The following is a 13,983-nucleotide window of genomic DNA, read 5'->3' on the forward strand; positions in this document are numbered from 1 at the left end:
CTTCCGGGGCCGCCCAGTCGGTTTCCGGAGAGAACTGGCCATGCGTTCCGCCTGGCCTGGTGCTCGCCAGGTCAGACTGCAATCCGCCAGGAGCCAGAGAGGCTGGGGCGGCGGATTGGCCGGAATCTATTGGGGAAGGGCTACCCTTAGGCAGTCTCGACATTCATCTGTCTCATCATCGCGGTTCAGATTTGAGGGGGCTCGAGGACAACGGGGCCGAACAGATCGTGCTGCTGAACTGTGACCGCACCATCCCGAGCGAGTTCAAGCCCGGCCGCGAAGGTGCTGGCGAGGGCGGCCCGGAGCCGAATGGGGCGGTCCGGTGCGTGCGGTGGAAGCGGCGGCAGGCAGCGCTCGAGGGGCAGCCCGGCCGGATGTTGCGGGAGCAGTTCGGCAATGTGCCGGAGCGCATCCGGGATGCGCCAGAGATCGGGCGGCTTCGGCCGATAGATGGGGGCGGGCTCAGCCCTCCGCCCTTCCCTCCCCTCCAGCATGGCCAGCGTCGCCTCCAGGAAGGCCAGGTACAGCTCTGTCTGTGGCCGGGCCGGGGGTGGCGTGCTCCCTCCCCGGCCGAACACCGCCCTCCCAAGCTGCGGGCGTGAGGCCAGCCAGTCGGCCCCGGCCCGCATGCGCGCGAGCTCGTCCAACTGAGCCAGCCTCCTGCGCGCCTCCGCCCCGGCCTCTTCCGCCTCCTCCGGGCTGGCAGGGGCCAGCAGCCCTGCCTTGAGCAGCAGAAGCTGGCTCGCCAGGACCAGCCACTCCGCCCGGCGCTCGAGGCGAATGCGCCCACCACCATTCTCGATAGCCCCCACCAGCTGGTCGGTCAGGGTCAGGATGGAGAGCCGGCCGAGATCGATCCGCTGGCGGCGGACCATCTCCAGCAGGAAGTCGAGCGGCCCCTCGAAGCCCTCCACGCTCAGATGCGGGGTGGCGTCGCCCTGGGAGGCGTGGCCATCCCTCCCCTCCCCGCCCGGGCTCTCCGCGGGTGCCCTGAGGAGGTCCGCGTCAGCCACGCGCGACACGCCCGCGCAGGCTGCTGGGCTTTCGGCCCTTGCCTTCCAGGCCCGACCCGCCCTCCTCCGCCCCGGTACCATCACCCCCCGTGCCCGGCGCGTAGTCCGGCCGCAGATCAAAGGTGAGGTCGGGCCAGGTGCGGCGCAGGCGCGCGACGGCCTGCCAGGGCGACCAATCGGCCGACCAGAACGCGACCCGCAGCTGGCCCATCCTCTTCTTGCGCCCGTCCAGCGTGCTCGGCAGAGCTTTGACGTGGCGGAGCGGCCGGGTCACGCCCCAGTGCGCGCTGAGCCACTCGCGACTCACCCCCTCCTCCGGCCCCAGGGCGAGGATCGAGGCCGGCACGGGCAGCAGCCGGTGCAGGTCCAACGGGCAGCTCCGGTCGGTGCTCATGCGGGCCAGCGCCCGCTGATGGTTGGCCGCGACGGCGTCCCGCAAGCGGCGCGCCAGGATCTTGGCGCCCGGGAGGCTGATCGCCCGCACCCCGTCCTGCGGGGCCGCCATGGGCAGGAGGAACTCCTCCTCCAGCCCAGCCAGGTCCAGCACCCAGGGGATCACCCCCGGCCCGGCCGCGGCCGCCTGGAAGTGCGCGACCCTCTCCGCCGGCCCGCCCACGGTCAGGGTGTTGTGCAGCCAATCCACCGGCTCAGGCCTGGGCTGCCAGGGATGGTCCGCGTCGTCGTGCGCCCTTCCCTCCCCCTCCCAGACCACGCTCACAGGTCGAGCAGCCGCGCCGGGCTGTCCCGCGTGATCCGGGCCCGGCGGCGGTACCCTTGCGTCGTCGCGATGCTCTTCTGCCGGGTGTGGTGCATCACCTGCTCATCGAGCGCGCCCTTGAGATAGGCCTCGGTGATGAACCCCGCCCGGAGCCCGTGCGGGGAGAGGCGCTCCGTCTCATCCACCGTGAGTCGGGCCAGCTCCGCCCGCTTCCGCAGGATCTTCCACACCCCCTGCGGGCTCAGCCGGTCCTCCAGCGCGCCCCCTGGGCTGAGGCGGCGGAACACCGCCCCCCACTCGATCCGCGTCCGCCGGAGCCATTCCTCCATCGCCCGCACCGGGCAGGAGAGCGGGTTCAGCCCCCTGGGAATGCCGATGGTGGCCCCCTCCCCTTCCTGGTCCCGCTTCGAGCGCGGAATGAACAGGGTCATGCCCTCCGAGGTGAAGCGCAGGTGCTCGCGGTCGATCGCGACCAGTTCCGACCGCCGCAGCGCCCCGGCAAAGCCCAGCAGCAGCAGTGCCCGGTCGCGCAGGCCAGCGGTGTCGGTGCCACAAGCCGCGAGCAGCCGCTTCACCTCGGCCGAGGTCAGCGCCGCGGCAGGGCGGGCGGTCTTGCCGTGAGTCGCGAGGATGCCGCGCATCGTGGCCGCGATCGCGGGGTGCCGCGTCTCCCAGGGATGCCCGGCCCCGCGGTGATGGTGGGCGATGGCGGCGAGGCGCCGGCGCAGCCCGCTGCGGCCAAGCGTCCCGGCGAGGCTCGCGAGATGGCCGGCGACCACAACCGGCGAGGCCGGGAGAGGAGAAATGCCGCCCGCCTCGCACCACCGGCAAAAGGCCCGCCAGTCACTCTCGTAGGCCCGCTTGGTGTTGTCCGAGAGCGCGCGGCCGGCATAGCCGGCCGCCCTCGCGACTGCCTCGCCGACCGGGCCGGCAAGTACGGCCAGCGCCTCGGGCGGCAGCGCGTCCTCCGCCAGGCGCCGCACGGCCGGGGGTAGAGGGGCAGGACGAGCTGACGGCCGGTCTGTCACATCACTCCTCGGTGCCCGAGGAGGCCGCGCGCTGGGCAATGCTCGGCCGCGGCTGCTCGAGTTCGGCGGATCGGGGCGGCAGTTCGGGCTCGACCCCGCCAAGGGGACCGAAAAGCCGCGCGGCGCGGGCGGGCAGGGTCATGTTCCCCTGAGCCGGGATAAGTTCGCCGGCCGGGGGAGAACCGACGGGTGCCCCCTCCTTGGTCACCGATGGACGCGAGCGCTTTGATCTTGCTGACTTCCCGCCATTCAAACCCGTCGAACTCATCGAGCCCCCTCCCCTCTTCCGGCCGCTCCGCCGGCGCCCCCGCGCCCGCCTCTGCGGCCCTGTCCAGAGTGCCAGGGCCGCGGCCCCTGTGGCAACCGCCCCCTCCTTTCCCCGCGGGCACGATAATGGAGTGTTATCGTGCCTTACAAGCCGCCCACGAGCACCGTACAGGCTGATTTTAATAGATGCTGCGGTCGTTGAGACGAGGACCACGGTGCTGACTCTCAGCGTCCCGTTCCATGCGGTGCGAAGTCGCGGCCAGCAACAGGGCTCGACCGCGCAGCAGGCAGCAGAGCCCTGCCCTGGCAAAGTGCGCCGCCTGCCCAATATCATCCCGTTTCGAGACGACTTCTGAGGCGGCTGACATGTCGATGAGCTTCGCCTTTTTCGGCCAGACGGCAACGGAGGCCAGCGATGTGGCTCTCGACCGCTTGACCGGGCTCCTACACATCACCCGCAGTGAACTCGCTCTCGCCTCCGGCCTGCCCATCGATGCCGTGTCAAAGCCCGTCTGGGCCCAATCACCAGCGACCCAGTCGCGCCTTCGCGACATTGTCGAGATCCTGAAACAGGTCTGCCCCTGGGCGGAGTCTCCGCAGCTTGCCTTTGCCTGGTACCGCTCGCAGCCCCTGCCCGGTTTTGGCGATCAGACGGCTGAGATCCTCGTCAAGGACGGGCGCGCCGAAGCCGTGAAGCGCTACCTGCATGAGATCGCGGTTGGCGGCTATGCGTAGGCTGTAAAGGCTCGTCTAGCGAACTCACAACCCCGCCGGGCTCTTGCGCCAACCTTTGAGGACAGCATCGCCCATTTTGGAAGGCGCTTCAACACCGGCGGGCTGGGGACCCTTCGCGCCTCTAAACCCATGAAAGCCGCTTGGCTTGGGGTGTAGCAAGGCTTCACGTTCAAAATGCGCTGCGTGACGATCTACACCTAGCACTTCGTTTGCAGCGAAGTTACCGACCTGACGCCCCTCTCAGCCCGTGCCGACTTGGCTATCCATCCAGCCGATCTCCCCCGTGCTTGGGATGAACTGTCACTGCGCGGTGTCGAGTTGGCGCCCCAGGTATCGCCAAGGTGTTCCTTCGTTGACGGAACTGCTGCGGCCGTCTTACCGAGCGATGCTCCAGGTGCGCCCTAAAGGGGCCGGAAAGCCGCTTTTGAGAGATAGGGCGATGCACTCTCGGAGCCTTGTCGCTGCGTCCTATGATTGTAGGCGCCTACCGGCGGTTCAGTAGTCCTGGTTATAGAACAAGCGCACAAGCCTCGGTCAGCTTGGCGAGCGTCTCCGCAGAGAACGAATTGATCAGTTCGTTACTCGACAATGTCGTAGATCACAGCTTTCTCCATGGCGGCGTGCGATCATTGCACGAGGATTCCCGGCTCATTGTCGGTGAACAGGGTATGCAGGAGCCTGAGGAGCCAGCTGCAAGACGGAGCTCAGCACGACAGGTCCTAGTTCAACGCAAGGCTCCACGATGCCCTTCCTCTCTCGTAGGCCAATGACTTCTGAGCTTCACAACGGCGACGTGAGACACGCTGGACCAATTTCAGATATGTCGCGTCTTCTCTGCGATCGGCCATAAGATACGTTCCCGAAAGTCATGCGGCACCTTCCGGCGCGTCCGGTGATTGTCTCAGCGCAGCTCCGTCCAAGCTCAACCGCAAAGGGCTACGTTCGCGGTTATTGTCAAACTGAGTCTACATGAATGGACTCTTGCGTCTCGCCACTCCGACAGTGACACTCATGGTCAACGAAGCAGGTTGAACGCGTTCAACCTGCTCCACCGGGCGTCGTGGAGCTTTAGACCCTGGTCTAGCGAGGGCACCAGTTTCCGGCGCAGTCATCAGCTGGCGCCGAGAAGTGAGACTCAACCGCATCGGCGACCTGCGCACTGCTCCTTAGATGGATGTGCAGCACGACTTAGCACTGAACTCGGAGCATAAATGCCGCGGAGACCACCTTCCACCGAGTGAGGTTGGCTCCTGTTATCACGCAGCAGTATACTAGCGTACTCGCCGGAATACGGCCGACCTCAACAGATTCGCTGTGGAATGTGAGGCGGCATCTAACAACCGGACAGTGGATCTCAGGCGCCTTGCGGCAGTTCCTTACTGAATGACATTCGTTTAACGCATTCAACTGCCGGAAGCTTGTCGATCCATATTCATAGGTTCAGCTCTGTTTGAGGGGAAGGAAACTGTGTCGCGCAAAGGACGCCAACAAGGCGTAGCGAGCCAGTAAACGACGCGGAAGCACAGATGCTGGCGCGCAAATCCAGCCATTCCTCTACGCCATCACAAACCTCTCTAGCCCGAAGTTGAACGCGTTCAACCGAACCTCCATCCTTCGGAGTGTGCGACCAAAGACGCAGCCCAAATCGAGATGCAACAAGATCTCGCTCCGGCCGGAGGGCGATTGGGTTCTGGCTGCTTGCAATCCCATCGGGCACTTTTGTGCAGTACTCTTCGGCCCGTTTGAGCCTGATTGCTCTGCCCATTCCCCGGTCATGGCAGGCGGAAGCGCGTGTCACGTTCTCAAGGAGAAGGCCTGGGTGGTGTGGGGGCTGCTGATCGGGGAGGTACGGCCGCGCGGTAAGACACTGCCGAAGGACTTGCGGCAGACGATCTCGACTATTTTTCCGCGGCATCAGAACGGCGCCAAGCGGCGCAGCGTGTCGGCCGAACTCGGCCCGCGGTGACTGCCGGAACGGCTGTTCATCCGCTGGGCCAAAAAAGGCGTCTAAGCGCGCCGGCCCGAGCTGCTTCAGCAGCGTGGCATTGCCCACGGCAAGACGTTCATCGACGGGACCAACAGCCGTGCCCACCATAAGGACGCAGGCGCGCAAAGAAGGGGCCGACAGCCAAGGGCGAGATGATCGCGAAGTGCTTGGCCGTTCTCGCAGCGACCATGGCACCAAGGCCTGCGTGATCGCCGATGGATGCGGACGGGCCATCGCCTTCGCCTTGGCACCCGGCCAGGCGCGCGAGCTGTCGATAGCACCGGGCCTGCTCGACTCTCTAGCGGATGTGCCGGGCTGGCTCGTCGGTGAACGCGGCTTTGCCTCCGATGCTCCTAGTTGGCGCATTTGGGACTTGCGTGCGAGGCCTGCTATCCCGCCCAGGCGAACGCATGCGCCAGTGGCCTACCACGCCGGATATACAACAACTGCCACCTCATCGGTCGCCAGGCGGTCGGGAACCTATGGGCTCGCCTTAATAAATGGCGTGCGATGGCTAACCGTTACGAAAATGCTGCTCGATCCTCTCTCGGAATCCCGTCTCGCTGCAGCAGCCGACTAAATTCATCTCTGACAGAGCCTTATTTCTCTTAAGGCAAGAAACAGGGCATCGCGGGTCGGTCGGCCCAAAGTGGACAAAGCCAGAACGTTCGTTCTCATGATACCGATCTTACTTGAATGCGGTAACGGTTGAACGCGTTCAACCAAGCGAGCCCGAATACTTATCGCGATCGAACGAAACCTCTTTCCCGTCAGCCAGGACAGGACGGCCAGCGCCGAATGCTCCAAATGTGTGAGCAAGCCGCCACACATCAGGCAAAGATCACAAAGGAAAGCTGCAGGCGAACATTGGCGACATCGGCCGCCCTTGCCAAGCGCAGTGGCGCCGGCACATGGTCCAGATGCGCGCCAGAGGGGGCTTTAGGGCGCTAAAGCGCAAACGGCTGCCTGCTCGCCCGTCTTGCGCTTTTCATAGGCCCCCGAGGTTGTTGGAGGGATGTGATGGCTTGGCACGGCACGCTTGAAGGAATTGCGAAACGCCTGCGCAGCCAACAGTCGGCCATCATCGCTGACCAAAACAATAGCAGCCGCGAAAAGTCCCTTCGCAGCTTCACCTCCAAGGAAGCGTCATCGCTCCTGGGGATCACGGAGAGCCATCTACGCAACCGGGTCAGCAATGCTGACGGCTTTCCTCAGGGCACGCTCATAGGGAAGAATCGCGTCTTTAGGCTGGACGAGATCATTGCCGCGCGCCAGTGGCTTTATGAGAACACGGGCAACTTGAGGTATAAGCCGGGCCGGAGGGCCGGTGACGGTCTCTGCGTCATCGCAAATACCAATTTCAAAGGCGGTGTCGGAAAATCGACATCGACCGTGCACCTGGGGCAGTTCCTGGCCCTGAAGGGCTATCGCGTTCTCATTGTAGACCTTGATGCGCAGGCCTCATCAACAGCTCTCTTCGGTATCGATCCTGCTCGCCACGTCGGCCGCGACGCGGATGGTCGCGTTTTGCCGGCGGGCACTTCGATCCATGGCTGGATTTCCCGAAATACCGGAGAAGACGATTCGGCAGCAGCTGACGCGATCCGGCGCACTTACTGGCCCAACATCGACCTGGTTGCGGCGAGCGCAATTCTTCACAGCTCTGAGGACATCCTCAAGCAGCGCTCCATGCCCAACATGCATGCTCCCATAACGGAGGTCGACTGGCATCGCGAGGTACGCGCCTTCATTGATCATGTAGGCGCTGCGTACGACGTAGCGATCCTCGACTGTCGTCCTGACATAAACATGCTCTCGGTCAACGCGTTCAGCGCTGCTGACGGCCTTATCATCCCCGTGCTGGCCACGAACATGGATCTGCAGTCCATGACCGAGTTCATGGCGTTCCTTGCGGTCACGGAGCGTCGTCTTCTGAAGATGTACGGCCAGGATGCCTGGCCGGGCTGGGCCTTTGTCCGTGTTCTCGTGAACCGTTACGTTGGAACGAGTCGGCCACAGACGGAAGTGGTCGATAGCATGAACCTCGTCCTCGGGCCACTCATGATCCGAAATCCGATGGTTGAGACGAGCGCGCTCGGATCCGCGGGCAATATGAAGTGGACGCTCTACGAGTACGTTCCGGCCAAAAGCGAGGATCGCTCCTACAAGCGGGCCCTCGCGGCCATGGATGCAGTGGGAAGTGTCATCGAGCGGGAAGTTCTCAGTTTCTGGGGGCGCAAGCCGCAGGAAGCGGGCAACGAGGCCTATGGCGTCGCTGCGGAATAGGGGAGGGGAGGGGTATGGCACAGCGTCCACAGCGTCCGATACGGCGCAGCATGGCAGAGATCACCAGCCAGCTCACCGAGGATGAAATTGACGGCGGAGCGGCGCCGGACCAGCCCTTTGCGCCACTGGCCGCCTTTGACCGGGTAGAGATGTCGCTTCAGGAGAAGCTGGCTCGCACGCAAGCCGAGTTGGAGCGTGCACAGGCCGCGCTGTCCGCTGCCGCCGCCAGCGGGGCAGAAGAGACTGGCACCGCCAAGGCGGAACTGGATGCTGCCCTCGCCGAGAATGAGCGGTTGAAGGCGGTTATCGCGAGCGCTGCGTCCGGCGAGGGACTCGCCGAGTTCCGCTACATCGACCCGTCCCGTATTGAGGATACTCTGCCACCGGATCGGTTCGAGGCTTCCTATTCCCCTGATGAGATCGCCGGCCTAGCGGAGAACATCCGGCAACGCGGGCAGGACCTCGCGATCCTTGTCCGGCCCAAGCCAGGCTCCGCTCCTGGTGAGGCTTATGAGATCGCCGCGGGCAAGCGCCGCTTGGCCGCGTGCCGCCTGCTTGGGATCACCGTGCTGGCGCGGGTACGCGATCTTTCCGACGACGGGATGCTCGCGGCGCGGTTCAGCGAGAATCACCATCGGGAGGACTTGAGCGCCTTCGAGCGTGCCCGGTACTTCGCACAGACGATGGAGCGGACGGGTCTGAATGGATCCGAGCTCGCCGCGATCTATGGTGTTGATAAGTCACTCATCTCCCATCTGCTGAAGCTGACCCATATCCCCGACGCGGTCGTAAGAAGCTTCCGAAACCCGCGGAGCGTCAGCTTTCGGAAGGCGAGGGAACTTTTGGAGGTTCTTACGAGGGATCCAACTGCGGAGGACCGCGTCATCCGCGCGCTTAATGATCTCAGCCAACGTGCCGCTCGGGGCGACGCAGGAGCTCAGGCAGCGGAGGAGATCACTACTGCTCTGGCCGCCGCTCGCCGTCAAACTCCATTACCTCGCACTAGGAAGCGCGTGACACCACGCCCGATCTACGTCGGCCGTCGACAAGTCGCTACCATGAGCCTCCGTGACGGCCGCTGGCAAATGCGGTTTGACAGCCTCGTCAGCGAGGATCTCATCGAGCGCCTGACTGACCGCCTGCCGTCGATCCTGGAGGATATCGAAAAGGAGATGGAGCAAACAACTGGGGCGGCATAGCTGTCGTCCTGCGTCGGCAGGCTGGTCCAGCTGCAGCGCAAACGGCCTTGTCAGGTTGGCGGCTCGGTAGGGCAGTGGCAGCCTGCCGAGTATGACGACCTCGCCCAATCCCTATCGCGGCTTCCGGTACCCGGTCGGGGTCTTCCAGTATGCGGTCTGGCTGTATCAATGCTTTAGTTTGAGCCTGCGGGACGTCGAGCTGATCCTGGCCGCCCGGGGGGTCGTGGTGAGCTACGAAAGCATCCGCGAGTGGGGCCTGCGTTTCGGCCGGCTGTTTGCCAATGCCCTGAAACGGCGTCGGCCAAGGTCGAGTGGCAAATGGTACATGGATGAGGTGTTCATCCGCATTCGCGGCAAGCAGCATTACCTCTGGCGTGCGGTGGATCAGGACGGCAACGTGCTCGACATCCTGGTGCAGAGCCGGCGTAGTGCCAGGGCCGCCAAGCGGTTCTTCCGCAAGCTGCTGAAGGGTTTGCAATACGTCCCGCGGGTGATCGTGACGGACAAGCTAAAGAGCACGTCGCCGTAAAGCGCGAAACCCTGCCCGGGGTGGAGCACCGGCAAAGCCGGTACTTCAACAACCGAGCCGAAGTGTCACACCAGCCGATACGACGACGAGAGCGGCAGATGCAGCGCTTCCTTTCCACACACGGCCGGATCCACAACCACTTCCAGCTTCGCCGCCACCATCTGACCGCCACTGCATACCGGACCGTTCGTGACGCCGCATTTGCCACATGGCGGGATGTGACCGGAGTTGCATCCGCCATGTGAGGCCACCACCGGCCGTGGGCTCTCGGCGCCGCCGTCGTCGCCAACCTGACAACGCCCTCTACTTGGCTGAGGCAATTCTCGGGGGCACTGCAGGCCTGGAGGGATGCAGAGTCAGTCCAACAGCAGACGTGTCCACCAAAGCCTCAGGGTAGACCGCCGTCGCAAGGCACAAGTTCTGCAGGAACGTCGCGCGAAAATGGTCCATCCGATTGAACCCGGTGCCGAACTGTGCCTTCAGCGCGGCCCAGGTGATCGGGCAGGGCTTCTCTAGCACGTGCAAACGATAAGCAAGCCAGCAGTAGATGTCGAGCGCCATCGAGTTCGCGTTGAGCCGCCGGATCGCGGCTTCCTGAAGGGGAACGGGATGACGTTTGAGTTGCTCAAAAAAGCTCTCGGAGAGCTTGGCCTTCTCCAGGAACAGGCTCCCTTGAGCGCTGTCATCAGAGTCTAGGAATAGAGCCGTGTCCACAATGTGCTGGTTCAGCAGCGCACCGCGTCCTCCCTGATTGATTTGGAACGACAAGCTGCAGTGACTGATGCGCTCGGCCTGCTCCCGCACGTCCTTAACGGTCTTTCCGCCCCAGGCGATGTCCATCTTCGCGAGCCAACTGCGAAGTGACTTCCCGAGTTCCACCTCTCGAGAGTTCGTCCGGATCGCCTCCGTCTGGAGATAGAGCATGATCAGCCGAGCCCTGGACCCATATGGGACGCCGATCGGAACGGGTGCGCTGTCGCGCACAGCGCGGCGGCCAGGCTGAACGAGCAGCATCACCCGTTCGGTCTGGACCTGCCAGGGAGCATCGTCAGGCAGGCGCTTGTGCGGAAGCGCTGCCTGTGCCCAGCCGGAGAAGAGGAAGCCAATGCCACCCTCCTCGTCTGCCATGAATTCTGCAGCCGCATCGACGACGCGGCGATCGATGTCCATCGACAGCGCCCCCCTTCGCCCGTGCGCCTCGATGAGCTGATGCACCGTCCCCATAGCCGTGCCTCTCTCAATGCTCCTCCCTTTTCTCCCAAGATGCGATCGCCTGTCGCTGGGGACTCTACCGGGGGCACTACTAGCGAAGCTACTAGAGACTCTATTACTAGTGTGTCCCGCCGTTCCCCCCGGGATAAGTCCAGCGACTCGTTGATTTCCGGACAGGTGCCTCCGGTAGAGTCCCCACCCTGATCCGGCAAAGTCCCCAGCACCGCAGTGACCACGGATGCTGATCAAGGGCGTGGCGGGCTGTCGGGGTACCTGCGACTCGTGTCCGCACGTGCGCGGTCCTCCGCGACTCCGAGCCGACTCGGTCCACATGCAATGCGCAACGCGGAGCTCAGACGAGGCAAGCACAGGCGGCGCAACTTGAAGTGAGGCGTGCTGGTGAATCTCAGCCAGCTTCAGGCGAGCGGACCCGACGCGGCTCGACGCTTCTTAAGTCTGTCAGCTGCCCGTCATCCGAGAGGCGAGTAGATGCCGCGGCGCCCCTCGAGGCCGCACGGACTCAGATAGGCGGTCCCACCGCACCGCGCGGAGAGCTTCCCGGTAGAGTCCCCACCGGTTTTTGCAGAGGGAAGGGTCGTCCGGATCTAGCCCGGTAGAGTCCCCACCCGTCCCTCACCATCCCATATCCCCCTGCAGCGCTGGCCGGACCCGGCTCTGACAAGGGGCTGGGGAGCGGCAAGGCCAGCCCCTGGTGGGGGAGTCCCCGGTAGAGTCCCCACGACTTTTCGCAGAGGAGAGGCCCATCCGGACTTGGCCCCGGTAGAGTCCCCACCCGGCCCGGGTATCCCACATTTTCCTCCAGCGCTCGCCAGAGCCGACGTTGACGGGGAGCCAGGAAGGGGCCGGCCAATCCCTGGTGGGGGAGTCCCCGGTAGAGTCCCCACCACTTTTCGCAGAGGAGAGGCCCATCCGGACCTGGCCCCGGTGGAGTCCCCACCCGCCCTGGCATCCCACATTTTCCTCCAGCGCTGGCCGGAGCCGGCCCCGATGAGCGGTCGGGGAGCGACAGGACCAGTTCGTGCTGGCGGCGTCCCGGTAGAGTCCCCAGCAATTTGCGCACAGGAGAGGGCCGTCCGGGCTCGGCCCAGCAGAGTCCCCACCGGTGGTCCGCTCCTTGCAGGCCGCCATACAGGGGCAGTGAGCTGGCCCCCGGATCTCACCCCAGGTGGATGAGCCGCACCACTGACACAGGCGGCAGGGATGCCGCCGCTGACAGCGGGGTCGTCTCCGGTACGGCAGCGCGGCGCCGGACGGCGATGCTCAAGGAGCTTGTAGCGGGAGAATATCAGGCCTCGCGCGCGCCCGAGCTTGTGTCCGTCATGTGCCGGCTGCGCTCGGCATGGTGTCCACGAGATTGCCGTTACGGTCGACTGCCCGGTACAGATACGTCCACTGGACACGGACCAATAGGTTTCGTCCACGTGCCAGTGGCGACTACGGGCACCGCCTCTGCCGTGACGGCGTAGACGAGGTCGATCCGCGAGCACCGGGCGAGCTTCGCCTCCTATTCGCGAACTGCCCCGAAGTTGAAGATACGCCGCGCTGGAGGAACATTTCGGCCAGATCGCGCAGCGTTAGGCAGTGGCGCATGCGCCAGAGCACCAATAGCGCGATCGCGTCGGAGGGATACTGGCTATGGTTCAGCAGTCCACCGCTGCGCTCCTTGTACTGCTTGCCGCACCCCCGCCAGCAGAACCGGAGATAGCCTCGGGCCGTGCGCTCCAGCCGCTCTGTCACTGCTCCGGAGCCGCAGACCAGACAGTTTATCCCCGCTTCCCGATCCGCCGAACCTGGAGGCTACCAGCCCTAGCCCGGACCGGCCAAACAGGCCGCTTGCGCGAGCCCTGATTGAAGACCTCATGGACAACCTCTCTCACCCAATCAGTGAAGCCTTTCCAAAAGCCGCTTGCGCGGCAGGGTCGCTCTGCGGGCGCTGCGGTCGCGCGGAAAGACAATAAAAGCGCAGCTTGGTCAGCAGCTTGCCGACCGTGCGCTCGTACAGGGTCACGCTGAACTCTCGCCTGATCCGCTCCTGCAGATCGCGGCAGTTCCAGCGAACGACGCCATCCCGCTCCAGGTCCAGCCCTTCCTCGATCCAGCAGGCCACCTGGGCCTCTTGCTCGGCCGAAAAGCGTGGCGCCTACCTCAGAGCACGACGGTTCACCAGCCCAGGAATCCCCTCGGCGTTGCAGCGGTGCACCCATTCACGCAGCGTCTGCCGGTCCATGCCACATCTCTCGGCTGTGTCCGCGCGGGAGTACACCTCGAGCACCAGCGCGATCGCCAGCATCCCGCGTGCTGCATTCGCGTTGCCGCTCCTAGGAGTGTGTCCCGGTAACGGCTGAAGTGGCTCGACAGGCGGGCTGGGTGGTGATTCGCTCGGCGGCATGACGAAGAGCTTTCGGCCCTGGAAGGTGGACGAGGTCTGGCTGCTGCCGCCCTCGGTGCAGGAGTTCGTGCCCCAGGGGCATCCTGCGCATCTGGTCCGCGACATTGTGGCGGAGGAACTTGACCTCTCCGCTATTCTTGCGGCCTACACGGAGCCCCGTGGCTATCCGCCGTACCACCCAGGGATGATGGTGGCGCTGCTGCTCTATGCGTACAGCCGGGGGGTCTACTCGTCGCGGCGGATTGCGCGAGCCTGCGAAGAGCGGCTCGACTTCCAGGCGGTGACCGCGCTGAACCGGCCGGACTTCCGCACCATCAGCGAGTTCCGCCGGCGCCACCTCGCGGCGCTGGCCGAGCTCTTCGTGCAAGTGCTCGCCTTGTGCCGGCGCGCCGGCCTGGTCGGGCTCGGCCATGTCGCGGTGGACGGCACCAAGCTGCGCGCCAATGCTTCCAAGCACAAGGCGATGAGCTATGCCCGGATGGGCCCGGCCGAGGCCGAGTTGGCGGCCGAGGTCGAGGGGTGGCTGGCGCAGGCCGAGGGGACGGATGCTGCGGAGGACGCCACTCTCGGCGCCGAGCAGCGCGGCGACGAGATGCCGG

Annotated in this window: 10 protein-coding genes and 3 pseudogenes; 6 read left to right on the plus strand and 7 right to left on the minus strand. The window is 64.8% G+C overall.

Annotation, left to right across the window (positions count from 1 at the left end; genetic code table 11):
- Nucleotides 1–185: 185 nt before the first annotated feature.
- The 4 genes from ACO1BU_RS32920 to ACO1BU_RS32935 are packed head-to-tail and all read right to left on the minus strand — an operon-like array spanning nt 186 to nt 2,901.
- The gene (locus tag ACO1BU_RS32920) at nt 186–1,022 is read right to left on the minus strand and encodes a segregation and condensation protein A (RefSeq protein WP_424140163.1); all 837 of its coding nucleotides are present in this window, start codon (nt 1,020–1,022) and stop codon (nt 186–188) included.
- On the minus strand, nt 1,006–1,731 hold the full coding sequence (locus ACO1BU_RS32925) for a hypothetical protein (RefSeq protein ID WP_424140164.1): 726 nt from the start codon (nt 1,729–1,731) through the stop codon (nt 1,006–1,008). The genes ACO1BU_RS32920 and ACO1BU_RS32925 overlap by 17 nt, the downstream gene beginning before the upstream one ends.
- Entirely contained in the window at nt 1,728–2,759 is a 1,032-nt protein-coding gene (locus tag ACO1BU_RS32930; protein ID WP_424140165.1) for a tyrosine-type recombinase/integrase, read from the minus strand. Before ACO1BU_RS32930 ends, ACO1BU_RS32925 begins: the two co-directional genes overlap by 4 nt.
- Nucleotide 2,760: 1 nt before the next feature.
- Nucleotides 2,761–2,901, minus strand: a complete 141-nt coding sequence (locus tag ACO1BU_RS32935) for a hypothetical protein (protein WP_424140166.1) — start codon at nt 2,899–2,901, stop codon at nt 2,761–2,763.
- A gap of 491 nt (nt 2,902–3,392) precedes the next feature.
- On the opposite strand from ACO1BU_RS32935, the gene ACO1BU_RS32940 reads away from it, so the two are divergent.
- From ACO1BU_RS32940 to ACO1BU_RS32960, 5 genes and pseudogenes are all read left to right on the plus strand, one after another.
- A complete protein-coding gene (locus ACO1BU_RS32940; RefSeq protein WP_424140167.1) occupies nt 3,393–3,761 on the plus strand; it encodes an XRE family transcriptional regulator in 369 nt (122 codons plus the stop codon).
- 1,774 nt (nt 3,762–5,535) lie between these two features.
- Nucleotides 5,536–6,360, plus strand: a pseudogene (locus ACO1BU_RS32945) (IS5 family transposase).
- 408 nt (nt 6,361–6,768) lie between these two features.
- Nucleotides 6,769–8,034 (plus strand): AAA family ATPase, encoded by a 1,266-nt coding sequence (locus ACO1BU_RS32950; RefSeq protein ID WP_424140168.1) that lies wholly within the window; start codon nt 6,769–6,771, stop codon nt 8,032–8,034.
- 50 nt (nt 8,035–8,084) lie between these two features.
- Nucleotides 8,085–9,233, plus strand: a complete 1,149-nt coding sequence (locus ACO1BU_RS32955) for a ParB/RepB/Spo0J family partition protein (RefSeq protein WP_424140169.1) — start codon at nt 8,085–8,087, stop codon at nt 9,231–9,233.
- Nucleotides 9,234–9,324: 91 nt separating this feature from the next.
- Nucleotides 9,325–10,007 (plus strand): annotated as a pseudogene (locus ACO1BU_RS32960) (IS6 family transposase).
- A 58-nt stretch (nt 10,008–10,065) separates the two neighbouring features.
- Here ACO1BU_RS32960 and ACO1BU_RS32965 read toward each other — a convergent pair.
- The 3 genes and pseudogenes from ACO1BU_RS32965 to ACO1BU_RS32975 all read right to left on the minus strand — a co-directional run.
- Nucleotides 10,066–10,932 (minus strand): replication protein RepA, encoded by an 867-nt coding sequence (locus tag ACO1BU_RS32965; RefSeq protein ID WP_424140170.1) that lies wholly within the window; start codon nt 10,930–10,932, stop codon nt 10,066–10,068.
- Between the two features lie 1,936 nt (nt 10,933–12,868).
- Entirely contained in the window at nt 12,869–13,102 is a 234-nt protein-coding gene (locus ACO1BU_RS32970; protein ID WP_424140171.1) for a helix-turn-helix domain-containing protein, read from the minus strand.
- 47 nt (nt 13,103–13,149) lie between these two features.
- A pseudogene (locus ACO1BU_RS32975) lies at nt 13,150–13,288 on the minus strand (helix-turn-helix domain-containing protein); the annotation flags it as partial.
- Between the two features lie 94 nt (nt 13,289–13,382).
- On the opposite strand from ACO1BU_RS32975, the gene ACO1BU_RS32980 reads away from it, so the two are divergent.
- Nucleotides 13,383–13,983 (plus strand): transposase (locus ACO1BU_RS32980; RefSeq protein WP_424140172.1); only part of this gene is annotated, 601 nt, incomplete at its 3' end.

Source organism: Roseomonas chloroacetimidivorans, from assembly GCF_049629625.1.
GTDB lineage: Bacteria > Pseudomonadota > Alphaproteobacteria > Acetobacterales > Acetobacteraceae > Roseomonas > Roseomonas chloroacetimidivorans.

Coding starts and splice junctions, on each gene's coding strand:
- ACO1BU_RS32965 (WP_424140170.1), bottom strand. CDS start 10,932: ATGGACATCGATCGCCGCGTCGTCGATGCGGCTGCAGAATTCATGGCA.
- ACO1BU_RS32935 (WP_424140166.1), bottom strand. CDS start 2,901: ATGACCCTGCCCGCCCGCGCCGCGCGGCTTTTCGGTCCCCTTGGCGGG.
- ACO1BU_RS32950 (WP_424140168.1), top strand. CDS start 6,769: ATGGCTTGGCACGGCACGCTTGAAGGAATTGCGAAACGCCTGCGCAGC.
- ACO1BU_RS32955 (WP_424140169.1), top strand. CDS start 8,085: ATGGCAGAGATCACCAGCCAGCTCACCGAGGATGAAATTGACGGCGGA.
- ACO1BU_RS32940 (WP_424140167.1), top strand. CDS start 3,393: ATGTCGATGAGCTTCGCCTTTTTCGGCCAGACGGCAACGGAGGCCAGC.